This window comes from Streptomyces sp. NPDC037126 (genome assembly GCF_055605965.1).
The window spans coordinates 179,440-196,085 of the sequence record NZ_JBVJTD010000011.1 but is presented as its reverse complement, the minus strand read 5'-3'; the positions used below and the strand labels follow the sequence as shown (position 1 = coordinate 196,085).

Annotated in this window: 15 protein-coding genes and 1 riboswitch; of the genes, 8 read left to right on the top strand and 7 right to left on the bottom strand. The window is 70.3% G+C overall.

The features are described 5' to 3' along the window. Nucleotides 1–152 precede the first annotated feature (152 nt). Together ACZ7FF_RS24415 and ACZ7FF_RS24410 are read right to left on the bottom strand one after the other, a co-directional pair. The gene (locus ACZ7FF_RS24415) at nt 153–1,619 is read right to left on the bottom strand and encodes a sensor histidine kinase (protein ID WP_470814466.1); all 1,467 of its coding nucleotides are present in this window, start codon (nt 1,617–1,619) and stop codon (nt 153–155) included. Nucleotides 1,620–2,002: 383 nt separating this feature from the next. Then, a complete protein-coding gene (locus ACZ7FF_RS24410; RefSeq protein WP_470814388.1) occupies nt 2,003–2,632 on the bottom strand; it encodes a TetR/AcrR family transcriptional regulator in 630 nt (209 codons plus the stop codon). 123 nt (nt 2,633–2,755) lie between these two features. On the opposite strand from ACZ7FF_RS24410, the gene nagB reads away from it, so the two are divergent. The 7 genes from nagB (at nt 2,756) to ACZ7FF_RS24375 (ending at nt 10,844) form a co-directional block, all read left to right on the top strand. After that, entirely contained in the window at nt 2,756–3,541 is a 786-nt protein-coding gene (gene nagB, locus ACZ7FF_RS24405; protein ID WP_470814387.1) for a glucosamine-6-phosphate deaminase, read from the top strand. 285 nt (nt 3,542–3,826) lie between these two features. Further along, the gene (locus ACZ7FF_RS24400; RefSeq protein WP_470814386.1) at nt 3,827–4,591 is read left to right on the top strand and encodes a GntR family transcriptional regulator; all 765 of its coding nucleotides are present in this window, start codon (nt 3,827–3,829) and stop codon (nt 4,589–4,591) included. Nucleotides 4,592–4,714: 123 nt separating this feature from the next. Further along, nucleotides 4,715–4,978: a DUF3311 domain-containing protein gene (locus tag ACZ7FF_RS24395; protein ID WP_470814385.1), complete on the top strand. Its 264-nt coding sequence runs from the start codon at nt 4,715–4,717 to the stop codon at nt 4,976–4,978. After that, complete coding sequence (mctP, locus tag ACZ7FF_RS24390; protein ID WP_470814384.1) at nt 4,975–6,603, top strand: monocarboxylate uptake permease MctP; 1,629 nt, start codon at nt 4,975–4,977, stop codon at nt 6,601–6,603. The genes ACZ7FF_RS24395 and mctP overlap by 4 nt, the downstream gene beginning before the upstream one ends. A 72-nt stretch (nt 6,604–6,675) precedes the next feature. Further along, nucleotides 6,676–7,230, top strand: a complete 555-nt coding sequence (locus ACZ7FF_RS24385) for a GNAT family N-acetyltransferase (RefSeq protein WP_470814383.1) — start codon at nt 6,676–6,678, stop codon at nt 7,228–7,230. 4 nt (nt 7,231–7,234) lie between these two features. Beyond that, nucleotides 7,235–7,360, top strand: a riboswitch (cobalamin riboswitch). A gap of 125 nt (nt 7,361–7,485) precedes the next feature. Beyond that, a complete protein-coding gene (locus ACZ7FF_RS24380) occupies nt 7,486–9,837 on the top strand; it encodes a ribonucleoside-diphosphate reductase subunit alpha (protein WP_470814382.1) in 2,352 nt (783 codons plus the stop codon). Then, nucleotides 9,837–10,844 (top strand): ribonucleotide-diphosphate reductase subunit beta, encoded by a 1,008-nt coding sequence (locus tag ACZ7FF_RS24375; RefSeq protein WP_470814381.1) that lies wholly within the window; start codon nt 9,837–9,839, stop codon nt 10,842–10,844. The genes ACZ7FF_RS24380 and ACZ7FF_RS24375 overlap by 1 nt, the downstream gene beginning before the upstream one ends. A 4-nt stretch (nt 10,845–10,848) precedes the next feature. Here ACZ7FF_RS24375 and ACZ7FF_RS24370 read toward each other — a convergent pair whose 3' ends face one another. Further along, nucleotides 10,849–11,049 carry a hypothetical protein gene (locus tag ACZ7FF_RS24370; protein ID WP_470814380.1) on the bottom strand — a complete coding sequence of 67 codons (201 nt, stop codon included), beginning with the start codon at nt 11,047–11,049 and terminating at the stop codon, nt 10,849–10,851. Nucleotides 11,050–11,142: 93 nt separating this feature from the next. On the opposite strand from ACZ7FF_RS24370, the gene ACZ7FF_RS24365 reads away from it, so the two are divergent. Continuing rightward, nucleotides 11,143–12,105, top strand: coding sequence for a helix-turn-helix domain-containing protein (locus ACZ7FF_RS24365; protein WP_470814379.1), 963 nt, complete (start codon nt 11,143–11,145; stop codon nt 12,103–12,105). Nucleotides 12,106–12,132: 27 nt separating this feature from the next. Here the strand turns inward: ACZ7FF_RS24365 and ACZ7FF_RS24360 are convergent, their stop codons facing one another. From ACZ7FF_RS24360 to ACZ7FF_RS24345, 4 genes are all read right to left on the bottom strand, one after another. Then, complete coding sequence (locus tag ACZ7FF_RS24360) at nt 12,133–13,503, bottom strand: bifunctional albaflavenone monooxygenase/terpene synthase (protein ID WP_470814378.1); 1,371 nt, start codon at nt 13,501–13,503, stop codon at nt 12,133–12,135. Continuing rightward, complete coding sequence (gene cyc1 / locus ACZ7FF_RS24355) at nt 13,500–14,585, bottom strand: epi-isozizaene synthase (protein WP_470814377.1); 1,086 nt, start codon at nt 14,583–14,585, stop codon at nt 13,500–13,502. Before cyc1 ends, ACZ7FF_RS24360 begins: the two co-directional genes overlap by 4 nt. A 294-nt stretch (nt 14,586–14,879) precedes the next feature. Next, nucleotides 14,880–15,530 carry a peptide deformylase gene (def, locus tag ACZ7FF_RS24350; protein WP_470814376.1) on the bottom strand — a complete coding sequence of 217 codons (651 nt, stop codon included), beginning with the start codon at nt 15,528–15,530 and terminating at the stop codon, nt 14,880–14,882. A gap of 73 nt (nt 15,531–15,603) precedes the next feature. Beyond that, entirely contained in the window at nt 15,604–16,584 is a 981-nt protein-coding gene (locus ACZ7FF_RS24345) for a hypothetical protein (RefSeq protein ID WP_470814375.1), read from the bottom strand. Between the last annotated feature and the right edge of the window lie 62 nt (nt 16,585–16,646).

Sequence of the window (16,646 nt, the reverse complement as noted above, 5' to 3'; positions counted from 1 at the left end):
CCGCAGCGCGCAGTATCCCCCGATGCGCTTAGCGATTTAGCGGAGCAGCAACGAGCACAAGCCTCGGACCAATGGCGGTCCGGGGCTTTTTGCTGTGCCCGGTCCCGCCGCCCTTTCCAGGAAGCAACAGCCCGTCACGGCAGGGCCGTTGCTCACTTCTGCGCCCGCACCGGAAGGTCCAGGATCACCCTGGTCCCCCGCTCCGGCGCCGGGACCATGTCGAACGTGCCACCCAACTCGCCCTCGACGAGGGTCCGTACGATCTGCAGCCCCAGGTTGCCCGAGCGGTGCGGGTCGAAGCCCTCGGGCAGGCCGACGCCGTCGTCCTGGACGGTGACCAGGAGGCGCGCCTCCTTGGTGGTGCCGCCGCGGATCGCGGAGACCTCGACCGTGCCGGTGTCCCCCTCGCGGAAGCCGTGTTCGAGGGCGTTCTGGAGGACCTCGGTGAGGACCATCGACAGCGGGGTGGCCACCTCGGCGTCGAGTATCCCGAACCGTCCGCTGCGCCGGCCGGTCACCTTGCCCGGCGAGATCTCGGCGACCATCGCGAGCACACGGTCCGCGATGTCGTCGAACTCCACCCGCTCGTCCAGGTTCTGAGACAGCGTCTCATGGACGATGGCGATGGAGCCGACCCGGCGCACCGCCTCCTCCAGGGCCTCCCGGCCGCGGTCGGAGTCGATGCGCCGGGCCTGCAGGCGCAGCAGTGCGGCGACCGTCTGGAGGTTGTTCTTCACCCGGTGGTGAATCTCCCGGATGGTGGCGTCCTTGGTGATCAACTCGCGTTCTCGGCGCCGGAGTTCGGTGACGTCCCGGCACAGCACCAGCGAGCCGATGCGGGCGCCCTTCGGCTTGAGCGGGATGGCCCGGAACTGGATGACCCCGTCGGTGGCCTCGATCTCGAACTCGCGCGGCGCCCAGCCGCTGGCCGCCTTGGCGAGCGCCTCGTCCACCGGGCCCCGGGTGGGGGCGAGTTCGGCGGTGGTCTGCCCCAGGTGCTGGCCGACCAGGTCGGCGGCGAGGCCGAGCCGGTGGTAGGCGGACAGGGCGTTCGGGGAGGCGTACTGGACGATGCCGTCCACGTCCAGCCGGATCAGGCCGTCGCCGACCCGCGGCGAGGCGTCCATGTCGACCTGCTGGTTCGGGAAGGGGAAGGAACCGGCCGCGATCATCTGCGCCAGGTCGGAGGCGCTCTGGAGGTAGGTCAGCTCCAGGCGGCTCGGGGTGCGGACGGTGAGCAGGTTGGTGTTGCGGGCGATCACGCCGAGGACGCGGCCCTCGCGCCGCACGGGGATGGACTCGACCCGCACGGGGACCTCTTCGCGCCACTCCGGGTCGCCCTCGCGCACGATCCGGCCCTCGTCCAGCGCCGCGTCCAGCATGGGGCGCCGGCCGCGCGGGACGAGGTGGCCGACCATGTCGTCCTGGTAGGAGGTGGGGCCGGTGTTGGGGCGCATCTGGGCGACCGAGACGTACCGGGTGCCGTCCAGGGTGGGCACCCACAGGACCAGGTCGGCGAAGGAGAGGTCGGAGAGCAGCTGCCACTCCGAGACCAGCAGGTGGAGCCACTCGAGGTCGGAGTCGTCGAGGGCGGTGTGCTGGCGGACCAGTTCGTTCATGGAGGGCACGTGTGCGAGCGTACCCGCGGGCCGGGGGTGGCCGGAAAACACCCGCGGGCCGCGGCGCCTGGAAGGGACCCTCAACCCTCCCGGCACCGCAGCCCGGAGCATCATCGGCCGTGGGGTGTGCGGTCCCGGTCGGCCGAAGGTCGAGGAGCCGGGGCAGTCAGGGCAGAGAGCACCGGTTCCTCGATCCGCCTTCCTGTGCGGGGAAGACGGAGGCTTGTTCTCTTCGGAACGTCCCTCTCGAACCGTTCTCGTCGAACCGTTCTCCCGGAGGCGTTCTTTTCGATTGTGGACTAGACCACGGGGCGTGTCCATGCCCGTGCGGGCACGCGCCAGCGCCCTTGGCACTCGATGCCACGCAGCCTAGCCCGCCCGGGTCAGCCGTGGGGCCAGATAACCATGGCAATTTCGGCCAGCGCCTCCAGTTCCCGCCGGCTCGCCCCGTCCCGCGCCTGCTGGGACATGCCCTGGAGCAGCGCGCCGGTGTACCGGGCGAGGGCGGCCGCGTCGGTGCCGGCCGGCAGCGGCCCTTCCGTGGCGTCCGCCCGGATCCGGGACTCCAGGGCTGTGATGTCGGCGATGCGCCGGTCCCGCAGCAGCCGCCCGACCTCGGGGCTGGTGCAGTTGGTGGCGGCGTGCGCGACCAGGCAGCCGTACGGGTGGGCGGGGTCGGTGTACTGGGCGGCGGCCTCGCGCAGCAGGCGCGCGACGGCCGCTCGGGCGGTGGGCTCCTGCGCCAGCGCGCGCTCCGCGAACGCGCCGTACGTGCCGGCGTAGAGGCGGACGACCTCCTCGAACAGGGTCCGCTTGTCGCCGAAGGCCGCGTACAGGCTCGGGGCGCCGATGCCCATGATCCGGGTGAGGTCCGAGACCGAGGTGGCCTCGTAGCCGTGCTCCCAGAAGGCCATGAGCGCCTTCTCCAGTGCGGTGGCACGATCGAAGGAGCGCGGGCGGCCGCGCGACCTGGCGGCTTTGGCCTGTGCGTTCGCGTCCTGCCCGGTCACCATGGAACACGATTTTATAGCGCCCCCTAGAAAAATACAGAGACGCGTCCCCCCGGGGGCCCGCTCTGTTAGATTGGTCTAAACCACATAGACGCACAGAGCCCTCTCCAGAACGGCAGGCCCAGCGTGGAAGTTGTCATCGTTCCGGACGCCGCGGCGGGCGGCGAGCTGATCGCCGAGGCCTTGGCCCAGCTGCTGCGGCGCAAGCCCGACGCCCTGCTCGGCGTCGCCACCGGCTCCACCCCGCTGCCCGTCTACCAGGCGCTGACGGCCAAGGTGCGCTCCGGTGCCGTGGACGCCTCGCGAGCGCGGATCGCCCAGCTCGACGAGTACGTGGGACTGCCCGCCGACCACCCCGAGTCCTACCGGTCGGTGCTGCGCCGAGAGGTGCTGGAGCCGCTCGGGATAGGCATGGAAGCGTTCCTCGGGCCCGACGGCACGGCCGAGGACGTCCAGGCGGCGTGCACGGCGTACGACCGCGCGCTCGCCGGGGCCGGCGGTGTCGACCTGCAGCTGCTCGGCATCGGGACCGACGGGCACATCGGGTTCAACGAGCCCTGTTCCTCGCTCGCCTCGCGCACCCGGATCAAGACCCTGACCGAGCAGACGCGGATCGACAACGCCCGCTTCTTCGACGGCGACATCGAGCAGGTCCCGCACCACGTCATCACGCAGGGCATCGGCACCATCCTGGAGGCCAGGCACCTGGTGCTGCTGGCGACCGGCGAGGGCAAGGCGGACGCGGTGGCAGCGACCGTGGAGGGCCCGGTCGCGGCGCTCTGCCCGGCCTCCGCGCTCCAGCTCCACCCGCACGCCACGGTGGTCGTCGACGAGGCGGCCGCCTCCAAGCTGAAGCTGGCCGACTACTTCCGGCACACCTATGCCCACAAGCCGGAGTGGCAGGGGATCTAGGGCCTGCCGTTTGGATCATGCCGCGCGGCGCGGTCGGCTGACAACGCACCGTGGGCCGAGCCGACCTGATCCGAACGACAGACCCTGGTCCACTCCCGCGCGGGCGGCGGGGCCGCGGTGCACAGCCCGCCGCCCGATGGACTAGACCAACCCTGTCGGGACGGTATATAGAGAAGATCACGGAACGTGCGGGTGGAGTCCTGACGCAGGAACCCGTGCCACGATGTGAGCCGTGGCCGATGGGATGTCGGTCGCTTTCGGCATCCGGAGCCGGGAAGGCAGAGCATGAGCACCGACGTCAGCAGTGCGGAGAACGAGGCCGGCGCGACCGTCCGTGCCGCGCGCGTGCCGAAGTACTACCGCCTGAAGAAGCACCTGCTCGACATGACGGAGACGCAGGCACCGGGCACGCCGGTCCCGCCCGAACGCACGCTGGCGGCCGAGTTCGACACCTCCCGCACCACCGTCCGCCAGGCCCTGCAGGAGCTGGTCGTGGAGGGCCGGCTCGAACGCATCCAGGGCAAGGGCACCTTCGTCGCCAAACCCAAGGTCTCCCAGGCGCTCCAGCTCACCTCCTACACCGAGGACATGCGCGCCCAGGGCCTGGAGCCGACCTCGCAGCTGCTCGACATCGGCTACATCACCGCCGACGACCGGCTCGCCGAGCTGCTCGACATCACCGCCGGCGGACGCGTGCTGCGCATCGAGCGGCTGCGCATGGCCAACGCCGAGCCCATGGCGATCGAGACCACGCACCTGTCGGCCAAGCGCTTCCCGGCCCTCAGGCGCTCCCTGGTGAAGTACACGTCCCTCTACACCGCGCTCGCCGAGGTCTACGACGTCCATCTGGCCGAGGCCGAGGAGACCATCGAGACCTCCCTCGCCACCCCGCGCGAGGCGAGCCTGCTCGGCACCGACGTCGGACTGCCGATGCTGATGCTCTCCCGGCACTCCCTGGACCGCGAGGGCAAGCCGGTGGAGTGGGTGCGGTCCGTCTACCGGGGCGACCGCTACAAGTTCGTGGCGCGACTGAAGCGGCCGGCCGACTGAAATCCGCGCACTTCGCCGAATCGACATGCCGAGATGTGAACGAGGTCTTCCACTGCCACGACGCCGTCACCTAGATTGCCTGCGCGTTACACAGGTTGATCAGCGAGGGGACGGAGCCGTGGCATGTCCGAAACGCCTGAAGTGAGACCACCTCTGGTGACGCCTGCGCGGGCGGTCATCGGGCTGTGTCTCGTCGCCCCCTTCGTGGCGATGCTCTGGGTCGGCTCGTACGCGAAGGCGGACCCCGCGTTCATCGGGATCCCGTTCTTCTACTGGTACCAGATGGCCTGGGTGCCCCTGTCCACCGTGCTCACCGTGCTCGCGTACAGGCTGTGGCAGCGCGACCAGCGCTCCCGCGCCGCCGCGAAGGGCGGTGCCGCCAAGTGAAGAACGGCGTCAACGGCGTCGCGCTCGGCGTCTTCATCTTCTTCTTCCTGGCCGTCACGGTCATGGGCTTCCTCGCCGCACGCTGGCGCAGGGCCGACAACGAGCACACCCTGGACGAATGGGGCCTGGGCGGGCGGTCGTTCGGCACCTGGGTCACCTGGTTCCTGCTCGGCGGCGACCTGTACACGGCGTACACCTTCGTCGCCGTACCCGCGGCGATCTACGCGGCGGGCGCGTCCGGCTTCTTCGCGGTGCCGTACACGATCCTGGTGTACCCGCTGATCTTCACCTTCCTGCCGCGCCTGTGGTCGGTGTCGCACCGCCACGGGTACGTGACCACCTCCGACTTCGTGCGCGGCCGGTTCGGCTCCAAGGGCCTGTCGCTCGCGGTGGCGCTGACCGGCATCCTCGCGACGATGCCGTACATCGCGCTGCAGCTCGTCGGCATCCAGGCGGTGCTGGACGTGATGGGCGTCGGCGGCGGGGACAACGCCAACTGGTTCGTGAAGGACCTGCCCCTGCTGATCGCCTTCGGCGTGCTGGCGGCCTACACGTACTCCTCCGGTCTGCGGGCCCCCGCGCTGATCGCGTTCGTGAAGGACGCGCTGATCTACATCGTCATCGCGGTGGCGATCATCTACATCCCGATCAAGCTGGGCGGCTTCGACGACGTCTTCGCCAAGGCGGGCCACGCGCTCAGCCAGGTCAACCCGGCCACCGGCAAGACGCGCGGCGCGCTCGCGCCCCCGGAGGCGGGCCAGTGGACGTACGCCACCCTGGCCCTCGGCTCGGCGCTCGCCCTGTTCATGTACCCGCACTCGATCACCGCGACGCTCTCCTCCAAGAGCCGTGAGGTGATCCGGCGCAACACCACGATCCTGCCGCTGTACTCCCTCATGCTCGGCCTGCTGGCCCTGCTGGGCTTCATGGCGATCGCGGCCGGGGTGAAGGTCACCAACGGCCAGCTGGCCATCCCGCAGCTGTTCGAGGACATGTTCCCGGACTGGTTCGCGGGCGTGGCCTTCGCCGCCATCGGCATCGGCGCCCTGGTCCCCGCGGCCATCATGTCGATCGCGGCCGCGAACCTGTTCACCCGCAACATCTACAAGGACTTCATCAAGCCGGACGCCACGCCGAAGCAGGAGGCCCAGGTCTCCAAGCTCGTCTCGCTGCTGGTGAAGGTGGGCGCGCTGGCCTTCGTCCTCACCATGGACAAGACGGTCGCCATCAACTTCCAGCTGCTGGGCGGCATCTGGATCCTGCAGACCTTCCCGGCGCTGGTCGGCGGCCTGTTCACCCGCTGGTTCCACCGCTGGGCCCTGCTCGCCGGCTGGGCGGTCGGCATGGTCTACGGAACGGTCGCCGCGTACGGCGTCGCCTCGCCGACCCAGAAGCACTTCGGGGGTTCCGCGAAGGAGATCCCGGGCATCGGCGAGATCGGCTACATCGGCCTCACGGCCTTCGTGCTCAACGTGGTGGTGACCGTGGTCCTCACCTTCGTCCTGAAGGCCGTGAAGGCCCCTGAGGGCGTCGACGAGACCACCGCGGACGACTACACCGCGGACGCCGGCGACGCCGGTGTCCAGGTGGAGCTGCCCCCGGCGACCGCGGGCACCGGTCACTGAGCGACCGCCGCACGACGGGCCGCCGGGAAATCCGGCGGCCCGTCGCCGTGTCCGTGCACCAGACTCGGTGCCATGGACATCGTGATCCGGCAGAGCACCCCCGACGAGCACGCCGCCCTCGGTGAACTCACCGCCCGGGCCTACCTCGACGACGGCCTCCTCGACTACGGCGAGGACGACGCGTACCTGCCCGTGCTGAGGGACGTCGCGAAGCGGGCCGCCGCCGCCGAGGTGCTCGTGGCGGTGCGCGACGGCGAGCTGCTCGGCGGCGTCACCTTCGTCCCCGACGGCGGCCCCGTCGCCGACATCGCGGGTCCCGGGGAGGCCGAGATCCGGGCGCTGGCCGTCGCGCGCGGCGTGCGCGGGCAGGGCGTCGGCGAGGCCCTCGTCAGGGCCTGCCTCGACCGTGCCCGCGGCACGGAGGGCTGCACCTCCGTCGTGCTGTCGAGCCAGCGCTCCATGCACAGCGCCCACCGGCTCTACGAACGCCTCGGCTTCGTTCGCACGCCGGAGCGGGACTGGAATCCCGTGCCGCACCTGGACGACATCACCCTTCTCACCTACGAGCTGACACTCCGAAACCACCTCGACACAACATCTGGGGGTGACACGACAGCCCGGCACTAGATGTATGCTCATGCTCGCTGTCGCCGCAGGGGAATCCGGTGCGAATCCGGAACTGTCCCGCAACGGTGTACTTGCGTGCATTGCGCACGCCCGTGTCAGTCCGAGGACCTGCCGGCAGCGCGCCCGGCCGTCCGGTCCGGGTGCCCTGAGACGTCCGGGCCTCGTGGAATGGGTCGGTGGACGCGACGCCGTGTGCGCTCGTGACTGCCCGCTGCCCTCCGCCAGGCCCCCGTGCCGAGCGAGGGAGAGCCCCACGTGACCATCGCGCCAGCCGAACCGGCTTCAGCCACAGGTCTGGAGAACGACGGTCCCGGTGCCGCGCTGCTGCGGACCCTGACCGAGCTGACCGCCGACCTCCCCGACACCGACCCCGGCCGGGTCGCCGCCGCCGCGCTGCGCGGCCGGTCGGCCCACGCGGACGAGTCGGAGCTGCGCGAGCTGGCCACGGAGGCCGCCGCGGGTCTCATCTCCGAGGACCCCGCCTACTCGCGGCTGGCCGCCCGGCTGCTGACCGTCTCCATCCGTGCCGAGGCCGCCTCGCAGGGCGTGACGACGTTCACCGAGTCCGTGGCCGTCGGCCACCGGGAAGGCCTGATCGCCGACCGGACCGCCGAGTTCGTCCGGCTGCACGCCGGCCGGCTGGACCACCTGATCGACCCGCTCGCCGACGACCGCTTCGGCTACTTCGGGCTGCGCACCCTGCACAGCCGCTATCTGCTGCGGCACCCGATCACCCGCAAGGTCGTCGAGACGCCCCAGCACTTCATGCTGCGGGTCGCCGCCGGCCTGGCCGAGGACGACACCGCCCGCTCCGTCGACGAGGTCGCCGCGCTCTACGGGCTCATGAGCCGCCTGGACTACCTGCCCTCCTCCCCGACGCTCTTCAACGCCGGCACCCGGCACCCCCAGATGTCGTCCTGCTACCTGCTGGACTCCCCGCTGGACGAGCTGGACTCCATCTACGACCGCTACCACCAGGTCGCCCGCCTGTCGAAGCACGCCGGCGGCATCGGTCTGTCGTACTCCCGCATCCGCAGCCGCGGTTCGCTGATCCGGGGCACCAACGGGCACTCCAACGGCATCGTGCCGTTCCTGAAGACCCTGGACGCCTCGGTGGCCGCCGTGAACCAGGGCGGCCGGCGCAAGGGCGCGGCCGCGGTGTACCTGGAGACCTGGCACTCCGACATCGAGGAGTTCCTGGAGCTGCGGGACAACACCGGTGAGGACGCCCGCCGCACCCACAACCTGAACCTCGCGCACTGGGTCCCGGACGAGTTCATGCGCCGGGTCAACGCCGACGGGCAGTGGTCGCTGTTCTCCCCGTCGGACGTGCCCGGTCTCGTCGACCTGTGGGGCGTGGAGTTCGACGCCGCCTACCGCGAGGCGGAACGCCAGGGCCTCGCGAAGAAGACCATCCCGGCGCGCGAGCTGTACGGCCGCATGATGCGCACCCTCGCGCAGACCGGCAACGGCTGGATGACCTTCAAGGACGCCGCCAACCGCACCGCCAACCAGACGGCCGAGCCGGGCCACGTCGTCCACTCCTCCAACCTCTGCACGGAGATCCTGGAGGTCACGGACGACGGCGAGACGGCGGTCTGCAACCTCGGCTCGGTCAACCTCGGCGCGTTCGTGAGCGGCGGGGACATCGACTGGGAGCGGCTGGACGAGACGGTCCGCACGGCCGTCACCTTCCTGGACCGCGTCGTCGACATCAACTTCTACCCGACCGAGCAGGCGGGCCGCTCCAACGCCAGGTGGCGGCCGGTGGGCCTGGGCGCGATGGGTCTCCAGGACGTCTTCTTCAAGCTGCGCCTGCCCTTCGACTCGCCCGAGGCCCGGGCGCTGTCCACCCGGATCGCCGAGCGCATCATGCTCGCCGCGTACGAGGCCTCCACCGACCTCGCCGAGCGCAACGGACCGCTGCCGGCCTGGGAGAAGACCCGCACCGCGCGCGGTGTGCTGCACCCGGACCACTACGACGCGGAGCTGACCTGGCCCGAGCGCTGGGCGGCGCTGCGCGAGCGGATCGCGGCGGTCGGCATGCGCAACTCGCTGCTCCTCGCGATCGCTCCGACGGCCACCATCGCCTCCATCGCGGGCGTCTACGAGTGCATCGAGCCGCAGGTGTCGAACCTGTTCAAGCGCGAGACGCTGTCGGGTGAGTTCCTCCAGGTCAACTCGTACCTGGTGCAGGACCTGAAGGACCTGGGCGTGTGGGACGCGCGCACCCGTGAGGCGCTGCGCGACTCGAGCGGCTCGGTGCAGGACTTCGCCTGGATCCCGCAGGACGTGCGGACGCTGTACCGCACGGCGTGGGAGATCCCCCAGCGCGGTCTGATCGACATGGCCGCGGCCCGCACCCCGTTCCTGGACCAGGCGCAGTCCCTGAACCTGTTCATGGAGACGCCGACGATCGGCAAGCTCTCCTCGATGTACGCGTACGCCTGGAAGTCGGGCCTGAAGACGACGTACTACCTGCGCTCGCGCCCGGCGACCCGGATCGCCCGCGCGGCCCGCGCCGCCGTCCCCGTGCAGGCCACCCCCGACCCCGAGGCGGTCGCCTGCTCCCTGGAAAACCCCGAGTCCTGCGAGGCCTGCCAGTAATGCCCAACCAGAACCTGCTCGACCCCGGCTTCGAGCTGACCCTGCGCCCGATGCGCTACCCGGACTTCTACGAGCGCTACCGGGACGCGATCAAGAACACCTGGACCGTCGAGGAGGTCGACCTCCACTCCGACGTCTCCGACCTCGCGAAGCTCAGCCCGGCCGAGCAGCACCTGATCGGCCGGCTGGTGGCCTTCTTCGCGACGGGCGACTCGATCGTCGCGAACAACCTGGTCCTGACGCTGTACAAGCACATCAACTCCCCGGAGGCGCGCCTGTACCTGTCGCGCCAGCTGTTCGAGGAGGCCGTGCACGTCCAGTTCTACCTGACGCTGCTGGACACCTACCTGCCCGACCCGGAGGACCGCGCCGCCGCGTTCGCGGCCGTGGAGAACATCCCGTCCATCCGCGAGAAGGCGGGGTTCTGCTTCAAGTGGATGGACTCGGTGGAGAGCCTGGACCGGCTGGAGTCCAGGGCCGACCGCCGCCGCTTCCTGCTCAACCTGATCTGCTTCGCCGCGTGCATCGAGGGCCTGTTCTTCTACGGCGCCTTCGCGTACGTCTACTGGTTCCGCAGCCGGGGTCTGCTGCACGGTCTGGCGACCGGCACCAACTGGGTGTTCCGCGACGAGACGATGCACATGTCGTTCGCGTTCGAGGTGGTCGACACCGTCCGCAAGGAGGAGCCGGACCTCTTCGACGGCGAACTCGAGCAGCAGGTCACCGACATGCTGCGGGAGGCCGTCGAGGCCGAGCTGCAGTTCGCGCGCGACCTGTGCGGTGACGGCCTGCCGGGCATGAACACCGACTCGATGCGCCAGTACCTGGAGTGCGTGGCCGACCAGCGCCTCGGCCGGCTCGGCTTCGCGCCGGTCTACGGCTCGGAGAACCCGTTCTCCTTCATGGAGCTGCAGGGGGTCCAGGAGCTGACCAACTTCTTCGAGCGCCGCCCGTCGGCGTACCAGGTCGCGGTGGAGGGCACCGTCGACCTGGACGAGGACTTCTGACCGGTCACCTCGGCCCCACCGCCGGGTGGGCCCTGTGGTGGGGGCGGCGCGGCTCTCGCGCCGCCTCCCCGCGTTCCGCCTGCCTGAGCTGGCGGTCGATGGCCCTGTCCCGCAGGATGCCGATCACCGCGGGGAGGACCAGGAGTCCCAGGATGCCGAGCACGGCGATCATTCCGAGCAGTCCTTCTGTCTGTGTCGTGGTCATGGACACCACTGTCGCGCCGGATGCTCCTTACCGTGAGTGGCAGGACTGCCGTATACCCTCGAATTACTGCCAGTGCCGAGGCACACTGGAGTCATGCTGCAGAACGTGGTCGCCGTCCTGCTCGACGGCGTGAACCCCTTCGAGATGGCCGTCGTCTGCGAGGTCTTCGGCACCGACCGCAGCGACGAGGGCCTGCCGGTGTACGACTTCGCGGTGGCCTCGGCCGACGGGCCCGTACTGCGCGCCAACGCGGGGTTCACCATGCAGGTGGAGCACGGCCTGGAGCGCCTGGAGCAGGCCGATCTGATCGCCGTGCCGGCCGGGGCCCGCTACGACTCCCGGACGTTCCCGCCGGAGCTGCTGGACGCCCTGCGCCGTGGCGTGGACCGTGGCGCCCGGGTGCTCAGCGTCTGCTCGGGCGTCTTCGTCCTGGCCGCCGCGGGCCTGCTGGACGACCGGCGCTGCGCCGTGCACTGGCACCACGCGGAGGAACTGGCCCGCCGGTACCCGCGGCTGACCGTCGAGCCGGACGTGCTGTACGTCGACGAGGACCCGGTGATCACCTCCGCCGGCACCGCGGCGGGGATCGACGCCTGTCTGCACCTGGTGCGCAAGGAACAGGGTCCCGAGGTGGCCAACCGGATCGCCCGGCGGATGGTGGTGCCGCCGCACCGGGACGGCGGACAGGCGCAGTTCATCGAGCGGCCGCTGCCGAAGGCCCCGTGCGACACGGTCGGCGAGGTCCTGGTGTGGATGGAGGAGCACCTCGACCAGGAGGTGACCGTGGAACAGCTCGCCGCCCGCGCCCACATGGCCCCGCGCACCTTCGCCCGCCGGTTCCAGCAGGAGACGGGGACGACCCCCTACCGGTGGATCCTGCGGCAACGGGTACTGCGTGCACAGGAGTTGCTGGAAGGCACGGACGAGACCGTGGACGCCGTCGCCTGGCGCACCGGGTTCGGCACGGCGGCGGCGCTGCGGCACCAGTTCGTGCGGGCGCTCGGCACCACGCCCAACGCCTACCGGCGCGCGTTCCGGGGCCCCGAGGCCGCCTGAGCGCGCGCCCGTATCAGGAGTCGCCCGTCACCACTCCACGGGCCTGAGCAGCAGGTTGTGCGGGCGCAGCGTGATGCCCACCCGGGTGCCGTCGTCGGACCCGGCGACCTGCTCGAAGCGGTACTTCGCGCAGACGGCCGCGGTGATCAGGCTCAGCTGGGTCATGGAGAAGTGGTCGCTGGGGCACTTGCGGTTGCCCACGCTGAACGGGCTCATCGCGTACTTCGGCACCTCCTTGGCCCGCTCCGGCAGCCACCGGTCGGGGTCGAAGTCGAGATGGCCGGCGTAGGAGCGGCCGTCGCGCTGGATCGCGTACGGGCTGTAGACGATGTCCGCCCCGGCCGGAATGCGATAGCCGCCGAGGACGGTGTCGCTGATCGCGCGGCGCGTCAATATCCATACGGCGGGCCTGAGCCGCATGGCCTCGACGACGACATTGTTGGTGTGCGTGAGTGAGCGGACGTGCTCGAATCCGACGGGTCGGCCACCGGTCACGGATTCGACCTCGGTCCGTACCTTCTCGGCGTGTTCCGGGTGTTCCGCGAGGACCTGGAGCAGCCACATGATCGTGGACGCGACGGTTTCGCTGCCGGGGGTGAGTATCGCGACGACCTGGTCGTGGATCTCCTGTTCCCCGATGGGGTCCCCATTGTCGTCCCTCGCCTCCAGCAATGCCGTCAGCAAATCGTCCGGCTTTTGACCAGATGCCCTCCGCTCGGCGACGATCTCGTCCACCAGCAGATGCAAATCGGCCAGGGCCCGGTTGAATTCGCGGTTGGCCGGAAACGGCAGCCGGTACAGCGGTCCCAGGGGGACGACCATCCTCCGGTACATACCGCGGAAGACACTGGCGAGGTCGATGCTGAGCCGCTCGGCGCGCTCGTCCATGAACTCGCCGCGCAGCAGGCAGCGGGCGGCGATGCGGACGGCGACCCGGAAGGACTCGGAGGTGCAGTCGACGGTCCCGCCGGGTTTCCAGCGGTCGGTCAGCGCGTGCGCCTCCTCCTCCATGACGGGCCCGTAGCCGGGTATCGCGTCCAGCCGGAACGCGGGCTGGATGGTGCGGCGCTGGCGTCGGTGCCGGGGGCCGTTGGCGGTGGCCACGCCCTCCTTGCCGAGCAGGCCTTCGAGGGACTCCCACAGGGGTCCGTCGATCTTGAAGTCGGGGCTGAGCGCGAGCGCCCCGGTGAGCGCCGGCGTGGTGACGGCGTACACCGTCTTGGGGCCGAGCTTCAGGCGCACCACGTCGCCGTGGGCGCGCAGCCGGGACATGAAGGCCAGCGGGTCGCGGACCAGTTTCAGGCCGTGGCCGAGGACCGGTACGGCGCCACCGGCCAGGGGCGGTTCGAGCAGCCCGGTGGGCTCGGAGGCCACGGGCTTCACAGACTCGACGGTCATTTCTCACCTGCCGCTTCGTTCGTGACGTAAGGGGGCGTGGACCGGTCGTCCCAGGTGTCGACCATGTAGCGGCCGGACTCGTGGTGGAACCAGTAGACGGAGCTGAACCAGTTGCGCATGTTGCCGACGCAGGTTCTGACGGCGCCGCTCAATTCCTTTCCGGCGACCGTCCCGTCGTCGAGTCCGTCGGCGAAACGCAGTGCCTCCTGCTCGACTTCGAGGAATTCGCTGATGCATTCCTCGACCCGACGCCTGACCTCGTCCACCGCTTCTTCGAGCGTCAGGCCCTCATGGGTGATGAGGCTGATTCCGAGATTGTGGACCTCGTCGCCCGCAATTTCCTTGGGCAGCGAGCACAGATCGTTGTACCAGGCGGCGAATTCCTGGCTGAGCAGTGCGGCCCGGCGATATGCGGGGAATTTCCGCACGGCGTCCGGGAGTTCACGGCCGGCGCTGGGTTCGAGGAGGTCCGTCCATATCCGGTGCGCGAAGGTCAGCCGGCGCAGGGCCAGGTATTCCTCGACGCCGGGAATGTATCCCTCGGTGCGGTTGCGGAACTCGCGGTCGTACGCCTCGATGACCGCGTGGAAGTGCCGGGCGAACCGCTGGTTCCAGGTGCCCGGCAGGAAGCCGTACAGCCGCAGCACGCTGTCGGCGAACCCCGCTACCAGCGGGTCCGGGTGGTGTACATGGTGCCGGGGCGCGTCCAGGGCCGCGTGCAGGCGGTACCTCAGCCGCCGCCAGTCGCCCACCCGGCCGTGGACGATGTCGCGGTCGTGGCGGTCGTCCCAGACGAAGAACCACGCGCTGTAGTCGGCTATGGCCTGCAGGACCTCGTCGGGGGCACCGGTGTAGTAGCCCGCCATGAGGTCGGTGTAGCAAAGTCCGTCGGCATATTCCTGCACCTTGTCCGCCGGCATGAGCCGCTTTTCGAGCAGCCAGCGCCGTGTCTTCTCCTGGAGCTGCGGCCAATACGGATGCAGTTGCCGGGGAAAGGCGGACTCGATCACCGGCAGTGCCAGTGAGGGCGGCACTACCACCGCCGTCGGTGTCGCCGTGGTGCTGTGTGGGAAAGCTTGCACAGAACAAACCCCTCTCAGCCGCCAGGGGCGCACACCCCTCCCGCCGTGCCGGGCGTGCGCCGTTGCGTATCCCCGCTCTCCCATTCAGCACCACAACTGACCGCCGTGGGAACGGATTTGCTTCACTCACTACCCCAAGGTGCCGAGAATCCCCCCTTGTGTGACTGATTAGGGATCACTAGAGGCTCGGATGCGACCGGTTGTACGACGCACGGATGAGCGAACGAGGGCAACGCGAAGGGGCGCCCGACCGGGGGTGATCCCCGGCCGGGCGCCCCGGCGGCACGGCGGTCGCTAGTCGTTGGCGACCACGGGGTAGCGTGGCTCGTTCTCGGCCATCTGCCGCAGCGCGTCCTTGCGGTCCCGCTTGGACAGCCGGTCGATGTACAGGTAGCCGTAAAGGTGGTCGGTCTCGTGCTGCAAACACCGTGCGAAGTAGCCGGTGCCGCGGACCCTGACCGGGTTGCCCTGCTCGTCCTGGCCGGTCACCTCGGCGTAGTCGGGACGGGCCAGCGGGGCGTACGCCCCCGGCACGGAGAGGCAGCCCTCGTTGCTGTCGTCCAGACGGCGCCGTTCCGCCGGCAGGTCCACCGGCTTCGGGTTGCACACCACGCCCACGTGCCGGACGCCCTCGTCGTCCTGGCAGTCGTAGACGAAGACCTTCACGTCGACGCCGATCTGGTTGGCGGCCAGGCCCACGCCCTCGGCGGTGCGCTGGCTCGCGAACATGTCGGCGACCAGCTGCTGGAGCTCCTCGCCGAACTCGGTGACGTCCTTGCACTCCTTGTGCAGCACCGGGTTGCCGACGACCGTGACCGGCCGCGAGGTCCCGCGCTCACGCCAGGCGTTCTCGCGCTCCTCGCAGTCCTCCGTGTCGACGACGTAGCCCTCGTCGTCGACGGGGAGCACGCCCGCGTGCTGCTGATCGGTGTCCTGCTGAGCCATGACCGACGTACGCCTTCCTGCAAGCCTGGAAAATTCTGCGAGTACAGCCTAAAGGCGGCAGGTCACCGGTCGCTCAGCAAACCTCTTCCAGATCTCGCCAGTCCCTGGAGTCCGGGCTGTCCGCGACCCACCCGTCCAGCAGGCCCCGCACCAGCGCGGCGGGCGCGGCCACGCCGCACTCCCGCTCCGGCACCCACAGCTGCCCGTCCGTGCGATGCCCCAGCGGGCCGGGGTGCCCGGGCTCGCTGTGGTCGTGCGGGTCCAGGTGCACGCCCTCGCCCTCGTCGGACGGCATGCGGGACTCGCTGCACATCCGGCACAGCAGCCGCACCGAGGACGACCAGTCCTCGGCGGCGAACCCGGCGTCCGCCGCGAGCTGCTCCAGTGCGTCCCGGTCCGCCTCGGTGGCCGCCTCCAGCAGCACCACCCAGGTGGGCACGGGAGAGGGCGCCCACAGCTCGATCTCGTCGAAGACCGGGTAGGAGTGCCCCGCGGAGGTGGTGCGCTCACCGTGCGGGACGCCGTCGTGCAGCACGACCTCGCCCCAGCGCCGTCCGGAGGAGGGCAGCGGGATGGACAGGACCTCGATCCGCGCCGGGTCCAGCCTGCGGCCCCACACCACCTCGGCCTCGCCCTCCGGGGAGAGCCGTACGGCCGCGCTGCCGAGCTCCATGCCGAGCGGTTCCCCGGCCACGCCGGCGCCCCCGGGCACCTTCAGCCCGTAGGCCTGCCAGGCGCGGCGGGCGAGCGGCCAGTCCTGCAGGGCGGTGGCGGCGATGCCGACGTTCCACCAGTCGGGCGCGCCGGCCTCCCGGTCGAGCAGGGCGACGGCGCGCAGTCCGGCCGCGCGGGCCTGCTCCCAGTCGTGCCGGAACTTGTGCAGCAGGGCGAGGTTGAACCAGGACTCCGCCAGCCAGGGTTCCAGGTCGGCGGCGCGGGTCAGCAGTTCGCCCGCGTCCTCGTACCGGCCGTCGCCGATCAGCGTGAACGCACGGTCGGTGGCCTGCCGCCAGGAGGCGGAGGGCCGGTGCCGTCCCTTTCCGAAGATCCTCACGATTCCCGCCTGCCAGTTCCAGTTCCGCACAGTGGGCTGGCTTGTGCCCCCGGACACCCTCT